At 64.7% G+C, this 22,648-nt stretch carries 15 protein-coding genes; 9 read left to right on the top strand and 6 right to left on the bottom strand.

Annotated features, from left to right (window positions below; all coding sequences use genetic code 11):
* Window positions 1–80 precede the first annotated feature (80 nt).
* The 6 genes from ABZ720_RS01540 to ABZ720_RS01565 all read left to right on the top strand — a co-directional run bounded on the left by ABZ720_RS01540 (window position 81) and on the right by ABZ720_RS01565 (window position 7,686).
* Window positions 81–1,145: an ABC transporter ATP-binding protein gene (locus ABZ720_RS01540; protein WP_366553092.1), complete on the top strand. Its 1,065-nt coding sequence runs from the start codon at window positions 81–83 to the stop codon at window positions 1,143–1,145.
* The gene (locus tag ABZ720_RS01545; protein WP_366553094.1) at window positions 1,136–2,818 is read left to right on the top strand and encodes an ABC transporter permease subunit; all 1,683 of its coding nucleotides are present in this window, start codon (window positions 1,136–1,138) and stop codon (window positions 2,816–2,818) included. Before ABZ720_RS01540 ends, ABZ720_RS01545 begins: the two co-directional genes overlap by 10 nt.
* 207 nt (window positions 2,819–3,025) lie before the next feature.
* Entirely contained in the window at window positions 3,026–4,105 is a 1,080-nt protein-coding gene (locus tag ABZ720_RS01550) for an OmpA family protein (RefSeq protein ID WP_366553096.1), read from the top strand.
* Between the two features lie 104 nt (window positions 4,106–4,209).
* Window positions 4,210–5,367 (top strand): flagellar motor protein MotA, encoded by a 1,158-nt coding sequence (locus ABZ720_RS01555; protein ID WP_366553098.1) that lies wholly within the window; start codon window positions 4,210–4,212, stop codon window positions 5,365–5,367.
* An 18-nt stretch (window positions 5,368–5,385) separates the two neighbouring features.
* Window positions 5,386–7,173, top strand: coding sequence for a peptidoglycan -binding protein (locus tag ABZ720_RS01560; RefSeq protein WP_366553100.1), 1,788 nt, complete (start codon window positions 5,386–5,388; stop codon window positions 7,171–7,173).
* Between the two features lie 24 nt (window positions 7,174–7,197).
* Window positions 7,198–7,686 (top strand): DUF2165 family protein, encoded by a 489-nt coding sequence (locus ABZ720_RS01565; protein WP_366553102.1) that lies wholly within the window; start codon window positions 7,198–7,200, stop codon window positions 7,684–7,686.
* 8 nt (window positions 7,687–7,694) lie between these two features.
* Here the strand turns inward: ABZ720_RS01565 and ABZ720_RS01570 are convergent, their stop codons facing one another.
* The 6 genes from ABZ720_RS01570 to ABZ720_RS01595 all read right to left on the bottom strand — a co-directional run bounded on the left by ABZ720_RS01570 (window position 7,695) and on the right by ABZ720_RS01595 (window position 15,212).
* A complete protein-coding gene (locus ABZ720_RS01570; RefSeq protein WP_366553105.1) occupies window positions 7,695–8,603 on the bottom strand; it encodes a DMT family transporter in 909 nt (302 codons plus the stop codon).
* A gap of 63 nt (window positions 8,604–8,666) precedes the next feature.
* Entirely contained in the window at window positions 8,667–10,127 is a 1,461-nt protein-coding gene (gene gatB, locus ABZ720_RS01575; protein ID WP_366553107.1) for an Asp-tRNA(Asn)/Glu-tRNA(Gln) amidotransferase subunit GatB, read from the bottom strand.
* 51 nt (window positions 10,128–10,178) lie between these two features.
* Window positions 10,179–11,657, bottom strand: coding sequence for an Asp-tRNA(Asn)/Glu-tRNA(Gln) amidotransferase subunit GatA (gene gatA, locus ABZ720_RS01580; RefSeq protein WP_366553109.1), 1,479 nt, complete (start codon window positions 11,655–11,657; stop codon window positions 10,179–10,181).
* The gene (gene gatC / locus ABZ720_RS01585; protein WP_366553111.1) at window positions 11,657–11,944 is read right to left on the bottom strand and encodes an Asp-tRNA(Asn)/Glu-tRNA(Gln) amidotransferase subunit GatC; all 288 of its coding nucleotides are present in this window, start codon (window positions 11,942–11,944) and stop codon (window positions 11,657–11,659) included. Before gatC ends, gatA begins: the two co-directional genes overlap by 1 nt.
* 131 nt (window positions 11,945–12,075) lie before the next feature.
* Window positions 12,076–13,551, bottom strand: a complete 1,476-nt coding sequence (locus tag ABZ720_RS01590; protein ID WP_366553113.1) for a TRIC cation channel family protein — start codon at window positions 13,549–13,551, stop codon at window positions 12,076–12,078.
* Window positions 13,552–13,799: 248 nt separating this feature from the next.
* Window positions 13,800–15,212, bottom strand: a complete 1,413-nt coding sequence (locus ABZ720_RS01595) for a TRIC cation channel family protein (RefSeq protein ID WP_366553115.1) — start codon at window positions 15,210–15,212, stop codon at window positions 13,800–13,802.
* Window positions 15,213–15,476: 264 nt separating this feature from the next.
* Between ABZ720_RS01595 and ruvX the strand changes: the two genes are divergently transcribed.
* The 3 genes from ruvX (at window position 15,477) to ABZ720_RS01610 (ending at window position 22,537) form a co-directional block, all read left to right on the top strand.
* Window positions 15,477–15,974, top strand: a complete 498-nt coding sequence (gene ruvX / locus ABZ720_RS01600; RefSeq protein ID WP_366553117.1) for a Holliday junction resolvase RuvX — start codon at window positions 15,477–15,479, stop codon at window positions 15,972–15,974.
* Window positions 15,975–16,236: 262 nt separating this feature from the next.
* The gene (locus ABZ720_RS01605) at window positions 16,237–18,075 is read left to right on the top strand and encodes an autotransporter assembly complex protein TamA (protein ID WP_366553119.1); all 1,839 of its coding nucleotides are present in this window, start codon (window positions 16,237–16,239) and stop codon (window positions 18,073–18,075) included.
* Between the two features lie 4 nt (window positions 18,076–18,079).
* Complete coding sequence (locus tag ABZ720_RS01610) at window positions 18,080–22,537, top strand: translocation/assembly module TamB domain-containing protein (protein WP_366553121.1); 4,458 nt, start codon at window positions 18,080–18,082, stop codon at window positions 22,535–22,537.
* Window positions 22,538–22,648: the final 111 nt, after the last annotated feature.

A 22,648-nucleotide genomic window follows, 5' to 3' on the forward strand; every position in this document is an offset into this window, starting at 1 on the left:
GAACCGTGAGCAAGCCGGCCGAGCGGCCACTCGATCCTCCCAGCAGCAGAGCGTCCCTACCTTCTTCCTGGAGCCCCCTTATGTCCCTGCGCATTCGCGAGGTCGTGAAGCGATTCGGCAATCTGACCGCGCTCGACGGCGTTTCTCTCGACATCGATGCCGGTGAGTTCGTCTGTTTCCTGGGCCCCTCGGGCTGCGGCAAGACCACGCTGCTGCGTGTCGTTGCCGGATTGGAGCAGGCCGATGGCGGCGAGGTGTTGCTGGACGACCGCGATCTCATCGCGGTGCCGGCCCGTCTGCGCAACTTCGGGGTGGTTTTCCAGTCCTACTCCCTCTTTCCCAACATGACGGCGGCCCGCAACGTGGCCTACGGCCTCGAATGCCGGCGCTGGCCGAGAAACCGCATTGCCGAACGGGTGGACGAGATGCTGCGCGTGGTTGAGCTTGCCGACCAGGCGCAGAAGTATCCGCCGCAGATGTCCGGCGGTCAGCAGCAGCGCATCGCCCTGGCCCGTGCCCTGGCGCCCGATCCGTCGCTGCTCCTCCTCGACGAGCCGCTCTCGGCGCTGGATGCGAAGGTGCGCGAGGATCTGCGCCTGGAGATCCGGGCGCTGCAGCAGCGCCTTGGCATCACCACCATCATGGTCACCCATGACCAGGAAGAGGCGCTGACCATGGCCGACCGCGTCGTCGTCATGCGCTCCGGGCGCATCGAGCAGGTCGGCTCTGCCCATGAACTCTACCAGAAGCCCGAGACGCGTTTCGTCGCCGAGTTCATCGGCCGCATGAATGTCCTGCCCGTGGACGGCCCCGTGGACGGCAGTGCGGACGCCCTGCGCTTCGCCGGACACCCGCTGCAACTGGAAAGCCCCACATCCGGCCGCACTCCGGCCGTGCTCGGACTGCGCCCCGAAGAGATCCGACTGTCCAGCGCCACCGGCACCGGGACTCCCAACAGCCTTCCGGTGTGCGTGCGACAGATGATCTTTCTCGGCAACATCACCCACCTCGTTCTGGAAGTGAACGCCGACACCCCGCCGCTGGTTGCCGAAGTCCACGCCGGCAATGGCCCGCCCTTGACCGAGGGGACAGTGCTGCAGGCCGAACTCCCGGCCGCCGCATTGCGGGTGCTGGAATGGCGGTGAGTGCAGCCACGGCCAGCGCGGGCGCTGCCAGGAAACCCAATCACGACCGCAAACCGATGATCGTGGCCAGCCTCCTCGTCGGCGTGCCATTGCTGCTGTTCATCGTCTATCCCCTGGCCTTCATTCTCGGCCGCAGCTTCTCGACGCCGGAGGGATTCGGGCTCGACAACTACCTGTCGATGCTCACGACCTCCCGTTTCCAGGGCATTCTCTACAACTCCTTCGAGGTCACGCTGGTCTCCACGGCCTTTGCCGTGATCATGGCCTATGCCTTCGCCTACGCCGTGCAGCGCACCCTCATGCCGGGCAAGAACCTGCTGCGCATCGTCGCGCTCGTTCCCCTCTTCGCCCCCTCCCTGGTGCAGGCTCAGGGCCTTGTTCTGCTCTTCGGCCGCAACGGCCTGATCAACCGCACCTTCGGCACGGAAATCGAAATCTACGGCTATTGGGGGATCGTCATTTCGATGGTCCTCTATGTCTTTCCCTACGCCTTCCTGATCCTCTCAACCGCGTTGGCCGTGACCGATTCGCGACTCTACGAGTCCGCCAAGATGCTGGGTGCGGGCCCCTGGCGCACCTTCCGGACCGTGACCCTGCCGTCCACCAAGTACGGCCTGGCCGCATCGGTCTTCGTTTGCTTCACCCTGGTCATCACCGATTTCGGCAACCCCATGGTGATTGGCGCGAACTACAACGTGCTCGCAACCGAGGTCTACAACCAGGTGATCGGTCAGGCGAACTTCGAACGTGGCACGGTGATCGGCATGGTGCTGCTGGTTCCCGCCGCCGTGGCAGCCATCCTGGAAAAGTACATCAGCCGGCGGCAGTACTCCCTGGTCTCCGACCAGTCCCGCCCCTTGGTCATCGTGCCGGACCGGATGCGCGATCTCACCTTTGCCGGCATCTCGGCCGTTATCGCCCTGATGATCCTCTCGATCGTTGCCGTGGTGATCTTCGCCAGCTTCGTGCACCTCTGGCCCTACAACATGAGCATGTCGCTGCGGCACTATGCCTTCGACGTGCAGAACGGCATCGAACCGCTGTGGAACTCGATCTACATCTCGCTCATGGCGGCCGGCGTTGGCGTCGTGGTGGTGACGGCCTCGGCCTACGTGATCGAGAAGTTCAAGTCGCCGGTCACGCGGCCGCTCTACTTCCTCTCGATCCTGCCGGCGGCGGTGCCAGGTATGGTCTTGGGCCTGGGCTACATCCTGGCCTTCAACAACCCGTCGAACCCCGTCTATCTGATCTACGGCACGCTCATCATCATCGCGATTGCCAACGTCTATTACTACCACGCACAAGGCTTTCTGATCGCTTCCACCTCGATGAAGCAGATCAGCAGCACCTTCGACGAAGCCTCGGCCACCTTGGGCGGCACGCGCATCCAGACACTGCGCAAGGTCACCTTGCCGCTCATCGCGCCGACCCTGATCGGTGTGGCCGTGTTCTTCTTCATGCGCTCCATGGTCACGCTGTCGGCCGTGATCTTCCTGATCACGCCACAGACCCAGGTCGCCGCCGTTTCGGTGCTGCTGCTGGAGGATCGCGGGGCCACGAACCAGGCCGCGGCTTTTTCGGTCTGCATCATGGCAACCGTCGTCGGCGCCCTGTTGCTGGTGCGCCTGCTGCTGCGCCTTGTCGGCATGAAGGACGTGAGCCTGATCCGCTAAACTCTTGCTTCGGGAGGCCTCTTCGCCCTGCACCTCTCGGAAAGCGCTTGTCGCCCGGACGGCGGCTCCACTACCCTTGCGGCTGAATTTGCCCGGGATTCCGGGGAACGCGGTCGCACCCCTGCGGGTTGATGCAGGGATCGGGGCAAGAGCGATAGGGAGATGAGCATGCATCGGCCTGCCGGATGGGAACGACGCGCCAAGGGAATGGCACTGCCATTTCTGGCGCTTTCCGGCATGCTGGTGTTGAGCGCCTGTGAAACGCTCCAGAGCGCGCCGAACGATCAAGCCGACAGCGCGCAACCGATGGGCCAAGGCTTGCCGCCGGCGCTGCAGGCGGCACGGCTTCTGCCCCCTCCAAGCGACGCACCTCGCTCCCGCCTTTTGATCGAACCCGGGAGCAGCAGCGGTCAGCAGAGGCCCGAAGCACGCGCCACCGGCGAGCGGCAGCCGCCGACACCCGCCGCCCCACCGCCGCGCAGGGAGGAGCCCAGCGCCACCGCTTCGGCACCTGCGCCCCGCAGCGCCGCGGCTGCTGGCGCCGCACCCCCTGAGCAGGACGCCGCCCTGCCCCCGGTGCCTCCCACACGACCACGAGGCTTGCTGCCGGAAGCGGCAGAGACACAAACCGCCACGGAAGTACCAGACTCATCGCAAACGCCGAGCGAGCCCGCAGCGCCAAGCGAACCGACCGCCGAACCGGCGCGTGATGTGGGTAAGCCCGAGGAGCAGCCTTCCGAACCCACAGAGGCCCCGGCTCAGCCCACGCCCGAACCGCGGGCGCGGCCGGAGCAGGACGCACCAACGCAGGATCAGCAGGAAGAGCCACCCGCCGAGCAGGCTGACACCGAAGGTACCGCTGCGCCGGCGGTCAGTGCGCAACCCAGCGAGCCAGAGGAACAGGAGATCGATCTCGAGGTCTTCGAGGAAGAGGAACGCCCTGTTCAGCAGGCCGCACTGCCCTCGCCTGCTCTCGCCGAAGGGGTGCGGCTGGAGTTCGACAGCGGCTCTTCCGATCTCACCCAGCCGATGGAGGATCGCCTGCTGTCGCTCGCGCAACAACTGCGCGAAGAGGAAAGCCAGCGCATGCGCCTGGAGGCATATGCAGCAGACTACGACCAAGACATGAGCGGCGCACGGCGCCTGTCACTTTCCAGGGCACTGGCCGTGCGCGCCTTCCTGCTCGACCAGGGCATCCGCTCCACCCGGATGGACGTGCGCGCCATCGGGCGCAGCGCAAGCGGTCAGCCGGCCGACCGCGTCGACATTCTGCCTGCAGAGCGTTGAAAAACGGAAGAATCTGCGTGCAACGGATGGATCGGCAATTTCCTCAAGGGGACAACTGCACTAGGCTGCGCTTGCGCCGATCGATTAACAGAACAGTCTAAGCAATGACGCGTCCCCAAATTTACCTCATCCGCATGGGCATCTTTCTCGCCCTTGTGCTGGCCGCCGGCGCTGCGCTCTACCCGCAGTTGGCGGATGCCTTCTTCGCCAATGCGGTCCTGAACGGGATGATCCTCGGGGTCCTCGTTCTGGGAATAATCTACTCCTTTCGGCAGGTGTTCCTGCTGCGGCGAGAGATTGCGTTCCTTGAACAGTTGAAGCGCGAAAGCAGCGGTGGGCTGATCTTTCCCGGTCAGATGACCCAGCTCGACGCGCCGCGCCTGCTCGGCCCAATGGCGCGCATGCTGCGCGAGCGCAAGGGACGCATCACCCTTTCGGCCATGGCGATGCGCACGCTGCAGGACGGCATCCGCCTGCGGATCGACGAAAGCCACGACATCTCCCGCTATCTGATCGGTCTGCTGATCTTCCTTGGCCTTCTGGGCACCTTCTGGGGCTTGGTGGAGACGGTGGATGCCGTGGGCGAGACGATCGGTGCGCTGTCTCTCGGCGATGGCGACGCTGCTGCCCTGTTCGGGGACCTGCAGCGCGGTCTGCAGCGCCCCCTGGGCGGCATGGGCACGGCATTTTCCTCGTCGCTTTTCGGTCTCGCCGGCTCACTTGTCCTGGGCTTCCTCGAACTGCAGTCGGGCCAGGCCCACAACCGCTTCATGAACGAGATGGAGGAATGGCTCTCGGGCATGACCCGGATCGGCGGCAGCAGCTTCGGCGGCGGCGAAGGCGAGGCCTCGGTGCCGGCCTACCTGCAGGCGCTGTTGGAGCAGACGGCCGACAGTCTTGAGAACCTCCAGAATACCATTCAGCGCGGCGAGGAGGACAAGCAGACCGCAAATCGCAACCTCGCCACCCTGACCGAGCGCCTGACGCTGCTCACCGATCAAATGCGCACGGAACAGGAGGTCTTGCGCAAGCTGGCGGAAACCCATGCCGCGATCAGACCCCTGCTCGCACAGCTTTCCGAGGCGCAGATGTCGAACGGCGGGATGGACGATGCCACCCGCGACCACATCCGCAACATCGACATGCACCTGAGCCGCATGGCAAGCGAGATGCGCGGCGGCCGAGAACAGACTGTGGAACAGATCCGCGGCGAGATACGTCTACTGGCGCGCACCATCGCCGCGTTGGCGGAAGAAGGCTGAGGCCGGACCCAGCACCCCATGTATTCGCTCAACCGCACCGGTCGTACACGCTCCACCAACATCTGGCCCGGCTTCGTCGACGGGCTGGCGACGCTGTTGCTGGTGGTGATTTTCGTGCTGATGGTCTTCGTGATCGCGCAGTACTACCTTTCCGTTGCGCTGAGCGGGCGTGACGAGCGCCTGGCCCGGCTCGACCAGCAGATCGCTGAGCTTAGCGAACTCCTGGCCCTGGAGCGCGAAACCACCAGCGAACTGCGCAGCACGCTCGACAGCCTCACCAGCGAACTGCAGGATTCCATGGCCCTGCGCGAAACGCTGGTGCAGGAACTGGCGCGGGTTGAGGATCAGCGTGACTCCCTGGCATCCCAGCTTACCGCCCTGTCGGAGGAACACGAGTCCGTGGAGGAAGAGCTGCTCGCGGTCACGGAAAGTCGCGAGCAACTGCGCCAGGACCTGATGCTTGCCGAAAATCGGGGCGACAGCCTCGACCAGGCGCTGCTCGAGGCCGAGGACACCATCGAAGCCGATCGCGAAACCATTCAGGTTCAGCTGGCCGAACTGGCGCTGCTGCGTGATCTGCGCAACGAGCTCAAGCAGCAGGTGGCTGATCGGGAGAACGACCTGCGGGCCACCGAGGCCCTGCTGGCCGAAAGCCGTGCCGCGCTCGAGGACTTGGAGCAGCAGGTGGCCGAACGCGAAGCGCTTCTGGCCAGCACCCGCGAAGAGCTGGAGCGCAGCGAAACCGACCTGTCGGAGACCCGCGCAGCGCTAGCGGAAAGCGAGGACCTCGCGGCCCGGCAATCCGAGGAAATTGCGGCCCAGGCGGAGGCTCTGGAAGCCCGTGCAGATGAGATCCAGCTGACCCGCACCACTCTGGAGCGGCTGGAGGAGATGCTGGCTGCGCGAGAGGTCATGCTGGCCGAGCGGGAAGAAAGCCTCGAGGCCCGCACACAAGAGCTGGCCTTGAGCGAGGAAACACTCTCCCGGGTGCGCGAACAGATCGCCGAGCGCGACCGGCGGATCGACGAGTTGGAAGCGCAACTGGCGCAGATGGACGAAAGCGAACGCGAGCGACTGGACGAGCTTCGAACATTGCGCGCGGCCCGCGACGCCCTGATGCAACGCCTGCAGGACCGCGGAAGCCAACTCCAGGCGGAGTCCGAACTGGCGAGCGAGGCTCAGCAGCGCGTCGAACTGCTCAACAGCCAGATCGCCGCCTTGCGCCGGCAGCTTGCCGCCCTGCAAAGCGCTCTGGAGGCCACCGAAGAACGCGAGCGCGAGCAGCAGGTGCAGATCGCGGATCTCGGGCGCCGGCTCAACATGGCCCTGGCCAGCCGTGTGCAGGAACTGGCGCGCTATCGCTCAGAGTTCTTCGGGCGACTGCGGGAAATTTTGGGTGACGACAATCCGAACGTCCGCATCGTCGGCGATCGCTTCGTCTTCCAGGCCGAAGTGCTCTTCCCCAGCGGCTCGGACTCCCTGCAGGCCGAGGGACGCGCGCAGATCCGGCAACTGGCGAGCCTGCTGCGTGACATCGCCGAACAGATTCCCGACGACATTGATTGGGTTCTGCGCGTCGATGGCCACACCGACCGTCGCCCGATCTCGACTCCGCTCTTCCCCTCAAACTGGGAGCTGTCGAGCGCCCGAGCCATCTCGGTCGTGCGGCTCTTGATTCAGGAGGAGATCCCGCCCAACCGGCTGGTGGCCGCCGGTTTCGGCGAGTACCAGCCGCTCGACCCGAGCGACAGCGACACAGCCTTTCAACGCAATCGGCGCATCGAGCTCAAGCTGACCGAGCGCTGACCAGAAGCCAGGGGGGTGCCATCCATGATCCTGATCCGCCGCTGCAAGGCGACTCTCGTGGCCGGCATCGCGCTCTTCTTCACCCTGGTCGCCTTCGGCAACATCACCGACTACGGCAGCAACTTCGCCTTCGTGCAGCATGTGCTCTCGATGGACACGATCTTCCCGGATTCCGCCCTCTCCTGGCGGGCGCTCACCAGTCCGGCGATCCATCATGCGGCCTATGGCTTCATCATCGCCTGGCAGGCCGTGACCGCCCTGCTCTGCTGGTATGGCGCGTACCGCCTTTGGGAGGCCAGCGATGATCGCGTTGCCTTCGCCCAGGCTCGGCCCGCAGCGGTTCTCGGCCTCACCGCGGGATTCCTGCTCTATGCCGTAGGCTTCATGACCATCGGCGGGGAATGGTTCGCTATGTGGCAGTCCGAAACCTGGAACGGCCAGAGCGCCGCCGCGCGCTTCCTGCTGATGATCGGGGTCGTGCTCATCGCCCTGATTACCCGCGAAGAGGCCTGATCGCATGATCAGCCTGGGCTGCGGCGTACCACCACCAACGCAACACCCAGGACGGCAACGGCCATGCCAGCCAGGGCCAGCGGGCCCATCCGGTCGCCGAAGAGCAGCCAGGCGGAGGTCGCCGTTGCCGGGGGCACGAGATAGAAGAGGCTGGCGGTGCGCGCCGCCTCGCCCAGTCGGATCAGCAGCATCAGCAGGCTGACCGCCCCCAGTGACAGCACCAAGGTCAGCCAACCCAGCGCGAAGAGGAAGTCGCCTGTCCACTGGATCTCATTGCTCTCAAAGGCAAAGGCGACCGCGCCAGTGACCAGGCCCGCTGCCGCGTACTGGACCAGGGCACCGCTCCAGAGGTGGACCTGGCCGCAAAAGCGCTTCTGATAGACCACGCCCAGCGTCATACCCAGCAGGGCGCCCAGCGAAAAAACGATGGCCCAGAGGTCGAAGCCCTCAAAAACGCTGCCGCTGTCCGCCGGCGCCAACTTCTCCGCCAGCACCAGCGTCACCCCCATCAGGCCGAGCAGTAGGCCAAGCACCTGACGCAGGGTCACCCTTTCGCCCAGCAGAGGCCCGACAAGCACGGCGGTCAGGAGCGGTTGCAGGCTGACGATCAGCGCCGAGTAGGCGGCCGGCAAGCCCCGCGCCATGCCGCCGAAGGCACCGCCGAGATAGACCGCGTGGACCAGGAGGCCGACCACAGCGATGTGTAGGATCTGGGTTTTGGATTCGAATTGAAGTGCCCGAAAGACCAACAGCAGCGGCAAGAGCAGCGCCACGGTGAGCGCGAAACGCAGGGTCAGAAAGGTGAAGGGCTCGGCATAAGGCAGTCCCCAGATCGCGCCGATGAAGCCCGTCGACCACAGCAGCACGAAGACCGCCGGCATGCAGAAGAGAAGAGCGCGCTGAAGGGCTGCAGGCACGGGCACCTGACCTGTAGCAGGAGAAGAAAGGCCGCGCTCGACGAGGCCGGGTAAACCGGCCCGTTAGCCGCCGAGCTTTCGCTTGAGGATCTGGTTCACGCTGGCGGGATTGGCCTTGCCCTGGCTCGCCTTCATCACCTGGCCGACAAACCAGCCGATGACCTTGGGATTGGCGCCGCTGCTATATTGCTCCACCTGGCCGGGATTGTCGGCGATCACCTTGTCCACGATGGCCTCGATCGCGCCCTCGTCGGTGATCTGCTTCAGCCCCTTCTCGTCGACGATGGTGGTGGCATCCTTGCCGCTCTCCCACATCGCTTCGAAGACCTCCTTGGCCAGGCGGGAGGACACCGTGCCATCGGCGATCAGATCGAGCAGGCCGCCCAGCTTCGCCGCATCCACCGGTGCGTCATCCAGGTCCCTGCCCGAGGCGTTCAGGGCACCGAAGTAGTTCACCGTCACCCAGTTGGCCGCGAGCTTGGGGTCACGCTTGCCGCCGGCCAGCACGGACTCATAGAAGGCCGCATTGGCCTGCTCCGCGACGAGCACGCCGGCGTCATAAATCGACAGCCCGTAGTTCTCCATGAAGCGGCGCTTCTTCTCGTCGGGCAGCTCCGGCAGCTCGGCGGCCAGGCCGTCGACGAAGTCCTGCTCCAGTACCAGCGGCAGAAGGTCGGGGTCCGGGAAGTAGCGATAGTCATGCGCCTCCTCCTTGCTGCGCATGGAGCGGCTCTCACCCTTGCGCGCATCGAAGAGACGGGTTTCCTGCTCGATCGTCCCGCCGGCTTCCAGCACCTCGACCTGACGGCGAGCTTCATACTCGATGGCCTGCTGCACGTAACGGATGGAGTTCACGTTCTTGGTCTCGGTGCGCGTGCCCAGCGGCTCGCCGGGGCGGCGCATGGAGAGATTGACGTCGCAGCGCAGGCTGCCTTCCTCCATGTTGCCGTCGCAGGTGCCGAGGTAGCGCAGGATGGAGCGCAACTTGCGGATGTAGGCGCCGGCCTCTTCGGCAGAGCCGATTTCAGGCTTGGAAACGATCTCCATCAGCGCAACGCCCGAGCGGTTGAGATCGACGAAGGTGCGGCGCGGGTCCTGGTCGTGCATCGACTTGCCGGCGTCCTGCTCCAGATGCAGGCGCTCAATGCCGATTTCCTTGGTGCTGCCGTCCGGCAGATCGATGGTCAGCACGCCTTCACCGACGATCGGCTGCTGATACTGGCTGATCTGATAGCCCTGAGGCAGGTCGGGATAGAAGTAGTTCTTGCGCTCGAAAACCGAGGTCAGGTTGATCTGCGCCTTCAGGCCCAGCCCGGTCCGCACCGCCTGCGCCACGCACTCGCGGTTCAGCACCGGCAGCATGCCCGGCATGGCGGCGTCAACCAGCGACACCTGGGAGTTCGGCGTCGCACCGAAAGCCGTGGATGCGCCGGAAAAGAGCTTTGCATTGGAAATGACCTGGGCATGGACCTCCAGCCCGATGACCATTTCCCACTTACCCGTCTCGCCTTCGATCAGAGCCATGCCCGTCGCCCGTCCACTTGCTTCATTCCGTGACACATCCTCATCGTCGGTTCAGGCACCGGCGATGAAGGCCGGCTCTGCCGTGAAAGCAGCCGCTTCTTCCAGCACACCGGCAGCCCGCACCAGGGTCTCCTCGTCGAACGCCCGCCCGATGAGCTGCAGACCCAGCGGCAGGCCATCCGTCGACAGCCCCGCCGGCACGGAGATGCCGGGCAGGCCCGCCAGGCTGGCCGGCACCGTGAAGACGTCGTTGAGGTACATGGCGATGGGGTCATCCATGTTGGCGCCCATGGCGAAAGCCGCCGAAGGCGCCGTCGGGGTCAGGATCACGTCCACCGTCTCGTAGGCGGCCTTGAAATCCCGCGCGATCAGGGTGCGCACCTGCCGGGCCTTGTTGTAATAGGCGTCGTAGTAGCCGGCCGAGAGCACATAGGTGCCGATCAGGATGCGGCGCTTGACCTCGTCGCCGAAGCCCGCCCCTCGGGTGGCTTCGTACATCTCATCCAGGCTCTCGCCTTCGACCCGCAGGCCGTAGCGCACGCCGTCATAGCGCGCCAGGTTGGACGAGGCCTCCGCCGGCGCGACGATGTAGTAGGTCGGCAGCGCGTACTTGGTGTGAGGCAGGGAAATCTCCACCGGTTCCGCACCGGCCGCCTTCAGCCAATCGATGCCCTGCTGCCAAAGGCCTTCGATTTCCGCCGGCATGCCGTCGACACGATACTCTTTGGGAATACCCACCTTCAGGCCGCGAATGTCGCCGGTCAGCGCCTGCTCGAAATCCGGCACCGCCATGTCCACCGAGGTGGAGTCCTTGGGGTCGTAACCGACCATGGAGCGCAGCAGGATCGCGCAGTCCCGCACCGAGCGCGCCATGGGCCCGGCCTGATCCAACGAGGACGCAAAGGCGATGATGCCCCAGCGCGAACAGCGCCCATAGGTGGGCTTCAGGCCGACAATGCCGGTGAAGGAGGCCGGTTGGCGGATCGAGCCGCCGGTATCTGTGCCCGTTGCCCCCAGGGCGCAGCGCGCGGCAACGGCCGCTGCCGACCCTCCGGAGGAGCCACCCGGCACCAGCTTCTCGTCGCTGCCGCTGCGTTGCCAGGGATTGACCACGCCGCCATAGGTGCTGGTCATATTGGAAGAGCCCATGGCGAACTCGTCCATGTTGACCTTGCCCAGCATCACTGCCCCATCGCGCCAGAGATTGGCGGTTACGGTGGACTCGTAGGCGGGCTTGAAGTCCTTGAGGATGTGGCTGCCAGCGGTGGACGCCACGCCTTCGGTGCAGAAGAGGTCCTTGATCGCGAGCGGGATGCCTTCAAGTGGACCTGCCTCGCCCTTGGCGAGCCGCGCATCCGAGGCATCGGCCATGGACAGGGCCTTCTCCGGCGTCTCGACCGTGTAGGCGTTGAGCGGCCGCGCTGCCTCGACCGCAGCCAGATGGGCTTCGGTCAGCTCGCGGGCCGAAATCTCCTTGGAGGCAAGGGCATCGCGCGCCTGCGCGAGGGTCATGCGGGTGGGAGCACTCATTATTCCACCACCTTCGGGACGACAAAGAAGCCATGGGCGGAATCGGGCGCATTGCACAGCACCGGCTCGGGATCGCCCCCCTCGGTCACCTGATCCTCACGCAGGGGCTGGCCGCGCTCCACGACCGAGGTCATGGGCGGCACATCCTTGGTGTCGAGCTCGCCCAGTTGCTCCACCCAGCCGAGGATGTTGTTCAGTTCGCCCACCAGTGCCTCGGCCTGTGCCGGCTCGACCCGAACCCGCGCAAGCTTGGCGATGTGCCGGACCGTTTCCAGGTTGACCGACATGCTGCCCTATCCTCGTTGTTACGTCGTGCTGATCCGAAACTCGGAATGGCGCGGAACCTAGCACCGGCCCCGGTGACCGGCAAGGCGGGCGCGCGCGCAATCAACTCCCGGGAATCGAATGCGTGCCGCCTTCAATACCGAGGCCCCGACCAGCCGAAAACAACGAAAGCGATACGCGTTGCGAGTATGCCGCCCATCGTCGTCATCAAAGCCCAAAAGATGACGTGCGGCTCCGCCGAGAGACCGAAATACTGCAGATAAAGCGACAGCCCCAGCGACCAGAGGATCACGGTCTCGGCATAGAAGGCATGATGCAGGATAGCGTTACCGCTGTCATTGCGGATCATGTCGCGGATGATTGCACCGCCCGCAGCCGTCAAAGCGGCGAGTACAGGGCCCCAGAGCCAGAGAGGGTGGCGGCCAAACTCCACCGCGATGGTCACGGCCAGCACCGTTAGTGCGGCGATACCTGCCGTGTCGAATAATTCCAACAGTATCTGTGGCTTTGCGCGCTGTCGTATGATCAGGAGCAAATTAACGAGATCGAAGAGCAGAAGCGAGCGCCCGCGCAACCGATCAAGAACACGGTTGATCAAAAACCCCGCGGCGAGAGTGGCGAGTACGATATACACGTACACTGGTTCGTCAAAGATGTAAGGCTCGCGCAGGATGAGCAGATCTCGCACCACCCCTCCACCCAACGCCGGCAACGAGGCCAACACCACCGCACCGAAAATGCCGTAGTCACCCGCCCGGGCGATCACCACAGCGGAGATGGAAAAAGACACCATGCCAATGATCAGAATGATCTCGAACCAAGCGCCGTAGAGCGCAATGTCCAACAAGACGGGCAGGACGAAACGTCTTTCGATGACCTGGCGTTCGCCGCTCTCGTAAACCCGTTCCAGCCCCCAGTTGAAACGTTCGACAAGACCGGGAGCGACCGAGGCGCGCGAGAAGAGCGCAACGACATCTTCCTCAAGAATCGGCAAAGGGTGTGATTCCAGGCCCCACAGATGTCGTTCGGAAAGTTCGTGATAACCGGCCAGGCGATCCATGACGAAGCCGTCCACTTCTCCCGTCTCAAGCAGGTGGAGACTCTGTGCCAGGTCGACCGTCTGGACGATTACATCGGCATGCGCCGGGTCGTCACGGAACCTGTTGAAAGTGGCGCCAAGATCATAGTCCTCGACCACGGCAATACGCAGTTGCTCGCTTATCAGTCCGTCCAAGAGTTCCGGCAGGGTATTGGCTGTCGGCATTCGGTTAGCCGGAAGGAAGATATTCTCGGTCGCAAAGCGGATCGGATCTGAGAAGTGGGCGTAGGTGGCACGTTCTGGTGTCGGGTACGCGGCCAGGACGGCGTCAATGCTGCCCTCTTCAACACCCTTGAGAGCCTGCTCCCAGGGAACCTGGTCCAACACCACGCTCAACCCAGCATGTTCCGCCGCCGCTCTGAAGGTGGTCACGTCGATTCCAGTGACGTGCGCTATCTCGCTGTCCGAGCGCAGGAACTGATAGGGTGCTTGCAGTGACCAGGCCACGCGCAGGACGCGGTCGTGACCCTGGGCACGGGACTCACCGGCAAATACCGCGACCGCCAGCAAGCAACAGATTGTGGAGAGAAGGGCACGGAGCGGGGACAAGGTAACGACTCTGGGCAGGGGTGGTGTTTACACGCTTTAGACGTACAGTTTGCCCAACCAGTTACCGCCAAGAAAGCCGATTCGGCCAGGATGGTAACGAAACGGCGACTGCACTTTACGATCTACACCTCGGCAATGGACAACTTGAATCGCTACCGACAGGCGGGCTCAAGGCCGATCCGGTCGCGCAGGACGGGCCGTCTCCGCCATCAATAGCGAGGGCCCGACCAGCCGCAGGCCACGAATGCGATGCGCGTCGCGAAGATCCCGCCCATGGTGGTCATCAGCGCCCAGAAGATGACCTGCGGTTCAGCTGAAAGCCCAAAGTACTGTAGGTAGAGTGAGAGCGGCAGCGACCAGATAATCACCGTCTCCCCGTAGAAGGAATGGTGGAGGATCTCGTTGCCGCTGTCCTTGCGGATCATGTCCCGGATGATCGCCCCGCCGGTAGCCGTCAGTGCCGCGAGCACAGGCCCCCAGAGCCAGAGTGGGTCGCGCCCGAACTCCACCGCAATGGTGACCGCCACGACGGTGAAGGCAGCGATGCCGGCGGCGTCGAAAACCTCCATTAGCAACTTTGGCTGGATCCGCTGGCGCATCAGAAGCACCAGATTGACGAAATCGAAGAAGAGCAGGGAGCGGCCGCGCAAGCGCGCGAGCACACGATTGATGAGGAAGCCTACCGCCAGAGTGCCGAGCACGATGTGGACGTACACGGGAAAGGCGAATATGTACGGCTCGCGAAGGATGAAGACATCGCGCACCACGCCGCCGCCTAACGCCGGGAGCGACGCCAGCACAACGGCCCCGAACAGGCCGTAGTCGCCGGTACGGGCAATCACCACGGCCGAGATGGAAAACGCCACCATTCCCACAATCAGGATGATCTCGAACCAGGCACCGTAGAGCGCCATGTCGAGCATGACCGGTAAGACGAAACGTCGCTCGATGACGAGTTGCTGGCCGTCCTCATAGACCTGCTGCAGCCCCCAGTTGAAATGCTCGACCAGACCGGGATCCACGGAGGCACGCGAAAAAAGCGCGACGATATCTTCCTCATAAATCGGAACGGGGTGCGACTGAAGACTCCACATGTGTCGCTTGGACAACTCGTGATAACCCGCCAGGCGGTCCATGACGAAGCCGTCAACTTCTCCCCGTTCAAGCAGATGAAGGCTTTGCGCCAGATCAGATGTGGGCACAATCAGGTCGGCGCTTTCCGGATCGTGGCGGAAGCGGTCGAAGCCCTCGCCGAGTTCGAAATCCTCGATCGCCGCAATCCGAAGCTTGTCGCGCTCCAGTGCGTCCAGCAGCTCTTCCAGGGAGCGTGCATGGGGCATACGATCGCGGGGCAGGAAGAGCTTTTCCGTCGCAAAGCGGATGGGGTCGGAGAAGTAGGCATATTCTGCGCGCGTCGGTGTCGGGAAGGCACCCAGAAGGACGTCGATGCTGCCCTCTTCCACCCGCTCCAAGGCTTCGTCCCAGGGCAACTGACTGAAGATCGCGCTCAGGCCGGCCTGTGCCGCCGCAGCCCGAAACATCGCCACATCAATGCCGGTGACATGCTCGACCTCGCTGCCCGAGCGCAAAAACTGATAGGGTGCCTGCAGGGACCAGGCCACGCGAAGTACGCGATCATGCCCCTGGGATCGGCTTTCGTCTGCGAAAAGCGCGACGGCCAGAAAGCAACACAGGGTGGAAAGAAGTGTACGAAGAGTTAACAATGGCAAACCCTTGGAGGGACTGGTGTTCAGGCCCTTTATGGGTACACTCTGCCCAACCAGTTGCTGCCGGAAAAGACGATTCGGCCAGGGCTGCGACAATCGGCAGGCAAGGTGATCAGCCGTGAATCGCGGCAAGCCGCTCGTAATCGGGGCCTTTCTCCCATGACCGTCATCGATCTGCGAGACCTGCCTTCGTGCATGCCTGCGCGCAGCCGGCCCCTTGGGCTTGACCTCGGCGAGAAGACGATTGGCCTTGCGCTAGGAACAAGTGACTTCACCCTTGCGTCTCCACTGGAGACGATCAAGCGCAGCCGTTTTCGCGAGGACGCAGCCAAGCTGGCCGCACTGTGCGAAGCCCACAACGTCGGCGCACTCATCATCGGTTTGCCGCTCAACATGGACGGAACGGAAGGCAAGCGCGCGCGCTCGACCCGGCAGTTTGCGCGCAATCTCTCCGAGATCGCCGGCCTCGACCTTCCTGTGGCCTTCTGGGACGAACGCCTCTCGACGGCTGTGGTGGAACGCTTTCTGATCGGCGAGGCGGATATGAGCCGGCGCCGGCGTGTCGAGGTGGTCGACAAGATGGCGGCTGCTTACATCCTGCAAGGCGCCTTGGACTTCCTCCGGCACACCACGCCGCCCGCAAAAACGCCGGATTGAACAGATCTCGGGTGTCTCTCAGCACCCCTTGCTCGTGGAATCTCGGGAACAAACACGTAGCAACAGCGACTGACAGCACAGGAAATGGGCCGAAGCGCGTCATATTTACGCTGAATCCCGGATTCTCTGGAGCCTTTGCCCCTTTCAGGCTAGAAAAAATCGTTGGTCTCGGTAAGGAAGGCCCCTTCGCGTGAGCAGCCCATCGCGAGGACCGGCTTGGGCTAAGTGCAGTTGCAGACATACCACATGGCGGCAGTCCGGATTGACCCACTTACTCTATCGTCTGCTTAGAGCAGGGCACCTCCGTTGGATCGGGGCAGCGTTCGCGATTCTGCTCCCCATCTCCGCCGCCGCACAGGACGATGAGCCGACGCAGGACAGCGACGACAGCACACCGCCGGGCCTCGCCTACACCACCGAGATTGAGGGTGATCTGTCCGACAGACTTCGCGGTCTGATTGATGAAAGCGCCGCCCTACTGACACAGACGGACCGGCTGCCCGCCAGCGAGGCGGCACTGCGTCGTCGGCTTCGTGACGATTTGGATCGCATTGCCCGCATTCTGCGTTCCGAAGGTTATTACCGGAACGAGATCCAGTCCGTGGTCGACGACAGTGCCGACCCGATCCACATTCGCATCGAGGTCGACCCCGGACCGCGCTTTCGGCTCGAAAACTACGAGATCAGCTATCAAGAGCCGGTGCCCGACAGCGCGCCACGCACCGCCGGGGATGTGGGCCTCGAACTGGGGCAGCCGGCACGAGCGGCAGCGTTGCAGGCGGCGGCACGCGAGATTCCTGTTTGGCTCAAGGAGAATGGCTATCCCTTCGGCCGCGTGGCCAATACCCGCTATCTGGCGGACATGGACGACGCCACGGTCCGCGCCGAAATCATCGTCGCGGCAGGTGAACCCGCCGCGTTCGGACCGCTGTCCATCGTCGGGGTCGAGTCCGTGCGCAAGGACTACCTCTACCGCATTCTCGGCTGGGAAGAGGGGATACCCTACGACGAGCGGGAGACGGAACGTGTGCGCCGCGAACTGTCCCGCACCGGCCTGTTCGATACGGTCATCGTCGACACTCCCGATGAGATCGAAAGCGATGGCGAATTGCCAGTCACGGCAGAAGTGGCCGAGCGCCCCCACCGCACCATCGGCGCCGGCGTGTCCTACTCCACCGATGAAGACGGACCCGGGATCGAGGTGTTCTGGGAACACCGCAATCTCTTCTCGGAGGCCGAGCGCCTGCGCCTCGAAGCCAGTGCCACCCGGCCGCGCCAAAGTCTCGGGGCCAACTTCCGCAAGCCGAACTACCTTCGCCTTGAACAGGCGCTGCTGTTCGAGAATGAGCTGCGGCACGAAAGCAGTGAGGCTTTCGACGAACTAACCAGCAGCCATTTTCTGGGCCTGGAACGGCGTCTCAGCGACAATTGGACCGCGCGCGCTGGCCCCTCGCTCCTCTTCACCCGTGTGACCGAGGACGATGAAACGGAAGTCTTCGGGCTCGTCGGGCTGACCGGCGGCGTCAGCTACGACGGCAGCGACGATCTGCTCAACCCCACCAGGGGCGCAAGACTGGACGCAAGCGTCACGCCCTACATCAGCGCCGTGGGTGAGTCCGCGCGCTTCGTGCGCGCCGAGACCAGCGGTTCCTTCTATCTCTCGCCCTTCGACAGCGACCGCTTGGTCCTTGCGGCCCGCGGGCGCTTCGGCACTCTCGCCGGCAGTTCTCACGGCGACATACCGGCGAACCTGCGCTTCTATGCCGGCGGTGGCGGCTCGGTGCGCGGTTTCGCTTTTCGCAGCGTCGGGCCATTGGACGACGATGACGACCCAATCGGCGGCCGGGCCGTTGCCGAGATTGGCCTGGAAGCACGCATCAAGATCACCGACACCATCGGTATCGTGCCCTTCGTGGACGCGGGCCAGGTCTACGAGACATCCTGGCCTACCGGTGAAGGGCTGCGCATCGGTGCTGGATTGGGCCTGCGCTACTACACCAGTTTCGGCCCGCTGCGCCTCGACGTCGCCACGCCGGTGAACCCGCGCAAGGGCGTCGACCGCGCCTATCAGTTCTACATCTCCATTGGACAGTCCTTCTAAGCCCGTGAGCGCACAAACCGACTCTCAACCGGCCCCGCGCCGGCGACGCTGGCTATCCCGCATTGTCTGGGGGCTTTTCGCCCTCCTGGTGGGCCTGCCGCTTTTGCTCCTGGGCGGACTCTATCTCGCGCTGCAAACCGAAAGCGGGCGCGCCACTCTCGTCTCCTTGATCGAGGATGTCGTGAGTTCGCCAGATGGGCTGCAACTGGAGATCGGCCGGCTGGAAGGCCCCCTGCCCCAGCAGATCGTGCTGCGCGATCTGGTGTTGCGAGACCCCGAGGGCGTGCTCATCGACCTCGACCGGGCGGAACTCGCCTGGCGCCCCTGGTCCCTGCTGCAAAGGCGGGTAGAGGTCGAACATCTTCGGGCGAACCGGCTGGAGCTTCTGCGCCTGCCGGCCGGGAGCGACACCGAGGCAGAGCAGGCGCCAAGCGACTCACCGCTGGACATTGCCTTGCCGGAGCTGCCGGTCAGCTTGCGACTTGAGCAACTCGAGGTACAGGAGCTCTATCTCGGGCAGGAGATTGCCGGCACACCGGCCCTGCTCGGCCTTTCCGGCCGGGCCAGGATCGACCGCGAGGGGGCGCTGGACACCCAGCTGTCGGTGGAACGCAAGGACGAGCAACCCGGCCGGCTGGACCTGGAACTGGCGTTGACCGCCGGGGGCGAACGGCTGACGGCGCGGATCGACGGCGCCGAGCCCGCCGGTGGGCTGATCGCCGAGCTGCTCGACCTGCCGGAGCGTCCTGCCGTAAGCATCCGGCTTGACGGCGACGGCCCACTCGAGGGCTGGCGCGCACAGCTGGTTGCGGAGGCTGACGCAACAGCCCGGCTCGAAGCCGATCTGCTGCTACACAGTCTGGAGCCGCTCGATCTCTCGCTTGAAGCGAAAGGCCAGACCACGGCCCTGGTGCCGGAAGCCTTTCGTTCGCTCGTGGGGGATGAACCCAGTCTCGCGTTGCGCCTGCAGCGCTCCGAGGAAGGGGCCTTGCGGGTGCAGGACCTTCAGGCTCGTGTCGCGGCGCTGCAGGCGACCGGCCACCTCGCATTGCAGGCAGATGGCCAGACGCTGGACGGTGCCCTCGACCTGGAACTGCTGGACCCCGAAGCCCTCTCCGAGCTCACCCAGCCGGCACGCTTTGAGGGCGCCGATCTCAGCCTGACGGTGAGCGGCAGCCTGAACCAGCCGATGCTGCAGGCCCACGCCAACATTTCGGCGCTTTCATTGCCCGAAGCGACGGCCGAAAGTCTGCACCTCACCCTTGATGCCAAGACCGAAGCTCCGCTGGACGGGCCGGACGCTGCGGTGTTGTTCGACATCTCCTTCGCCGCAGAGGCTCTCGAGGCCAGCGAAGCGGCCCTCCAGCAGCTGGCCGATGGCGACCTGACCCTCCAGGGCCAGGGGCGCTATCGTCTTGCCGAGCAAAGGCTGACGGTGATCGCACTCGATACCGGGCTGAATGAGCTGGCGCTGTCGCTGTGGGGAGAAGCGACGCTGGCCGACGCCGGTCCCACGGCCGACCTGGGTATGAGACTGGATCATCCGCGCCTCGAGCGCTTCGCCGGCCTCTCGGGTCTCGACCTTTCGGGCGCACTGGGGGTCGACCTGCAGGCCAATCTGGCAAGTGACGGCAGCCTGGATGCCCGGCTCAATGCTCTTACCGATCGTCTGCAACTGGGTATCCCGATCGCCGATGCGGTGCTCGGCGAGCGCCCCGGCCTCTCGATGCAGCTGCGCCGCGATGCCAGCGGGCGCATCCTGCTGGACGAAGTGCGCCTGGATGCAGCGACGGCTGCGCTATCCGCCTGGGGCACCCTGGACGCCGCCTTCTCTGAAGTTGACGCTGGCTATCGCTTCGATGTCTCGGCACTGGAGCCCTTGGGCGACACCCTGGGACAGCCTCTGGGCGGCTCGCTCTCGCTCGAGGGTATCGCGCAGGGTGCCTTGGCGACGCCCCGGGTGGAGGCCCGGCTGACGGGTGAAGAGCTGTCGCTGCCGGGCGAAGCGGTCAGAACGCTAAGCGCGGCGCTCAACGTGGACTTGGACGCTCCAGGTCCGCGCGGACGCCTTGAAGTGAACGGCTCCGAGGGACAGTACGGCCCCCTCTCCTCCGACGTGGACTTTCAGATCGCCGAACAGGAGCTGACACTCGACAATCTGAACCTGCGTCTTGGAGATGCCGCCAGCGTGAGCGGCAATCTGGTCTGGCCGCTGGACGGGCGACCCGGCCGCGGCGTGGTCGAAGGCAACGTGCCGCAGTTGGCGGCGCTCGCAAGTATCGCCGGCATCGAGGCGGGCGGCAGCCTGACCCTGAATGCGGAGCTCCTGCCCCAAGAGGCGCAGCAGGCCCTGCGCGGGACCCTCGCGCTGCGCAGCGTCAGGATGGGACCGACGAGCGAGCCAAGCGTGACAGGCGAGCGGGTCGACCTCCAGTTCACCCTGAACGACCTGCTGGGTGCGCCACGCGTTCAAGCCGGCCTGACCGCAGCGGGATTGTCCGCGGGCGGGGCAGAGGTGGAGACTGCGGAGATCAACGCCGCCGGAGACCTTGCGGCACTGCGGGTCGATCTGGACGCCGATGGACAAGTGGCCGAAGAAACATTGCGCCTGCAGGCACAGGCCGAAGTTGGTATGGAAGACACCCGCACCCAGATCCGGATACCCCTGCTCACGGCCGACTGGGGCGAGGAAACCGTCGCACTCGCCAGTCCCGCCACTTTGACCATCGCCCCGAACGACCTGGCACTGCAGTCCCTCGACCTCACCCTGCTGGGAGGCACTCTGGTTGGCGACGCCCGGCAGCAGGGCGACAGCATCCAGGCCGATCTGCGGCTTGCGGACATCCCCCTTGATCGTCTAGCCGATCTGGCCGGCGACAGCGACGTCATTGGCGAACTTTCCGGCGAGCTCTCCCTCGCGGGCTCGATGAGCGCACCGCGTGGCCAGCTCAATCTCTTTGCCGATGATTTCGCTTTCGGCTCGGAAGCCGAACTCAGTGACCGCCCGCCACTCGACATCCGGGCCGATGCCACGCTGGAACCCGGACGCCTGCAATTGACCACTGTGATGGAAGGCTTTGCCGAACGCCCCCTCAGCCTGGATGCCGATCTGCCGCTGCGCCTTTCACTCGCGCCCTTTGCCGTCGACACCATCGCCGAGCGGCAACTGAGCGCCCGCCTGCAGTGGAGTGGCGACATGGCGCCCGTCATGTCGCTGATGCCTGTGGACACGCTGCGGCTTACCGGACAGGCGGACATAGACCTGCGAGCCTACGGCACCCTCAACGCGCCCCAACTCGGCGGCCAACTGGCGCTCACCGGCGCCCGCTATGAGAACTACACCAGCGGCACGGTGCTCGATCCACTGGAGCTGGTTCTGGTGGGCGCCGGCAACACCCTCACCGTCGAGCGCTTCAACGCCGGTGACGGCAATGATGGCACTATGGATGGTCGGGGCACGGTGACCTGGCTGGGCGAGGAGGGCTTGGAGGCTGACCTCCGAGTGACCCTCAGCAACATGCACCTTGTGCAGCGCGACGACGTCACCGCCCGCATCAGCGGCGAGATCGATGTCATCGGCAATCCCTTTGAGCGCGCCGAGGTCATTGGCCGACTGACCAACGACTTCATCGAGGTCCGGCTTGTCGACGCGCTGCCGCCCAGTGTCGCCGAGATCGAAGTTGTCGAGGTCCGTGCCGGCCAAACGGTGGAGCCTGTGGAGGAACCCGATGCCGGGCCCCCGGCCCCCTCCCCCATCCTGCTCGATGTCGACATCGATCTGCCGCGCCGCGTTTTCGTGCGTGGCCGTGGTCTCGAATCCGAGTGGGGCGGCAACTTCCGGGTCGAAGGCCATGCCAATGACCCGCAGATCAGCGGCCGGCTCGAACCACTGCGTGGCAGTTTCACCGTCATCGGCAAGACCTTCATGCTGCAGGAAGGCGCCATCACGCTGCCCGTGGGCGCGAGCAGCCTGGACCCTGAGCTGGATCTTCACGCCGTCTACACCGGCAGTGGCTTCACGGCGATCGTTGGCGTCGAGGGCACGGCCTCCGACCCACAGATCGCGCTCTCTTCCCAGCCCGACATGCCGCAGGACGAGATCCTCTCGCGCGTGCTCTTCAACAAGACCTCGGCCAACCTGTCTGCCCTGGAAGCCGTGGAACTCGCCGATGCCGCCGCTAGCCTCGCCACTGGGGGGCCCGGGGTGACCGCACTGATGCGCCGGGCCGTTGGCGTGGACGTCCTCGGCTTCAAACCGGGTGCGACCGAGGATGATCCAGGTTCGGTCGCCATCGGTACCTATCTGGACGACGGCATCTACGTCGGCGTCGAACAGGGGCTGGGCTCCAGCGGTACCGGGGTCAGTGTGGAGATCGACATCACCGACCAGATCAAGGCGCACAGCGATGTGGGCGCCGATGGCCGGAGTCGAGCGGGAATCCGCTGGCAGATGGATTACTGATCGGGTCGTGAGGAGCCCTGCGGCCTGTGGTAGAAACAGCGCTCCGAAGCAAGCGCCCCCGGACTGTGCAGCGCAATCGATGCGCCACCTGCCCTTTCCGGCCGGCACGCA

Source organism: Aquibaculum sediminis (genome assembly GCF_040712085.1).
GTDB lineage: Bacteria > Pseudomonadota > Alphaproteobacteria > Kiloniellales > DSM-21159 > Aquibaculum > Aquibaculum sediminis.

Excerpts from the sequence above, each read along its gene's own strand:
- ABZ720_RS01550 (WP_366553096.1), top strand. The coding sequence starts at position 3,026 with ATGGCACTGCCATTTCTGGCGCTTTCCGGCATGCTGGTGTTGAGCGCC.
- ABZ720_RS01565 (WP_366553102.1), top strand. The coding sequence starts at position 7,198 with ATGATCCTGATCCGCCGCTGCAAGGCGACTCTCGTGGCCGGCATCGCG.
- ruvX (WP_366553117.1), top strand. The coding sequence starts at position 15,477 with ATGACCGTCATCGATCTGCGAGACCTGCCTTCGTGCATGCCTGCGCGC.
- ABZ720_RS01545 (WP_366553094.1), top strand. The coding sequence starts at position 1,136 with ATGGCGGTGAGTGCAGCCACGGCCAGCGCGGGCGCTGCCAGGAAACCC.
- gatB (WP_366553107.1), bottom strand. The coding sequence starts at position 10,127 with ATGGCTCTGATCGAAGGCGAGACGGGTAAGTGGGAAATGGTCATCGGG.
- ABZ720_RS01540 (WP_366553092.1), top strand. The coding sequence starts at position 81 with ATGTCCCTGCGCATTCGCGAGGTCGTGAAGCGATTCGGCAATCTGACC.
- ABZ720_RS01560 (WP_366553100.1), top strand. The coding sequence starts at position 5,386 with ATGTATTCGCTCAACCGCACCGGTCGTACACGCTCCACCAACATCTGG.
- ABZ720_RS01555 (WP_366553098.1), top strand. The coding sequence starts at position 4,210 with ATGACGCGTCCCCAAATTTACCTCATCCGCATGGGCATCTTTCTCGCC.
- gatC (WP_366553111.1), bottom strand. The coding sequence starts at position 11,944 with ATGTCGGTCAACCTGGAAACGGTCCGGCACATCGCCAAGCTTGCGCGG.
- gatA (WP_366553109.1), bottom strand. The coding sequence starts at position 11,657 with ATGAGTGCTCCCACCCGCATGACCCTCGCGCAGGCGCGCGATGCCCTT.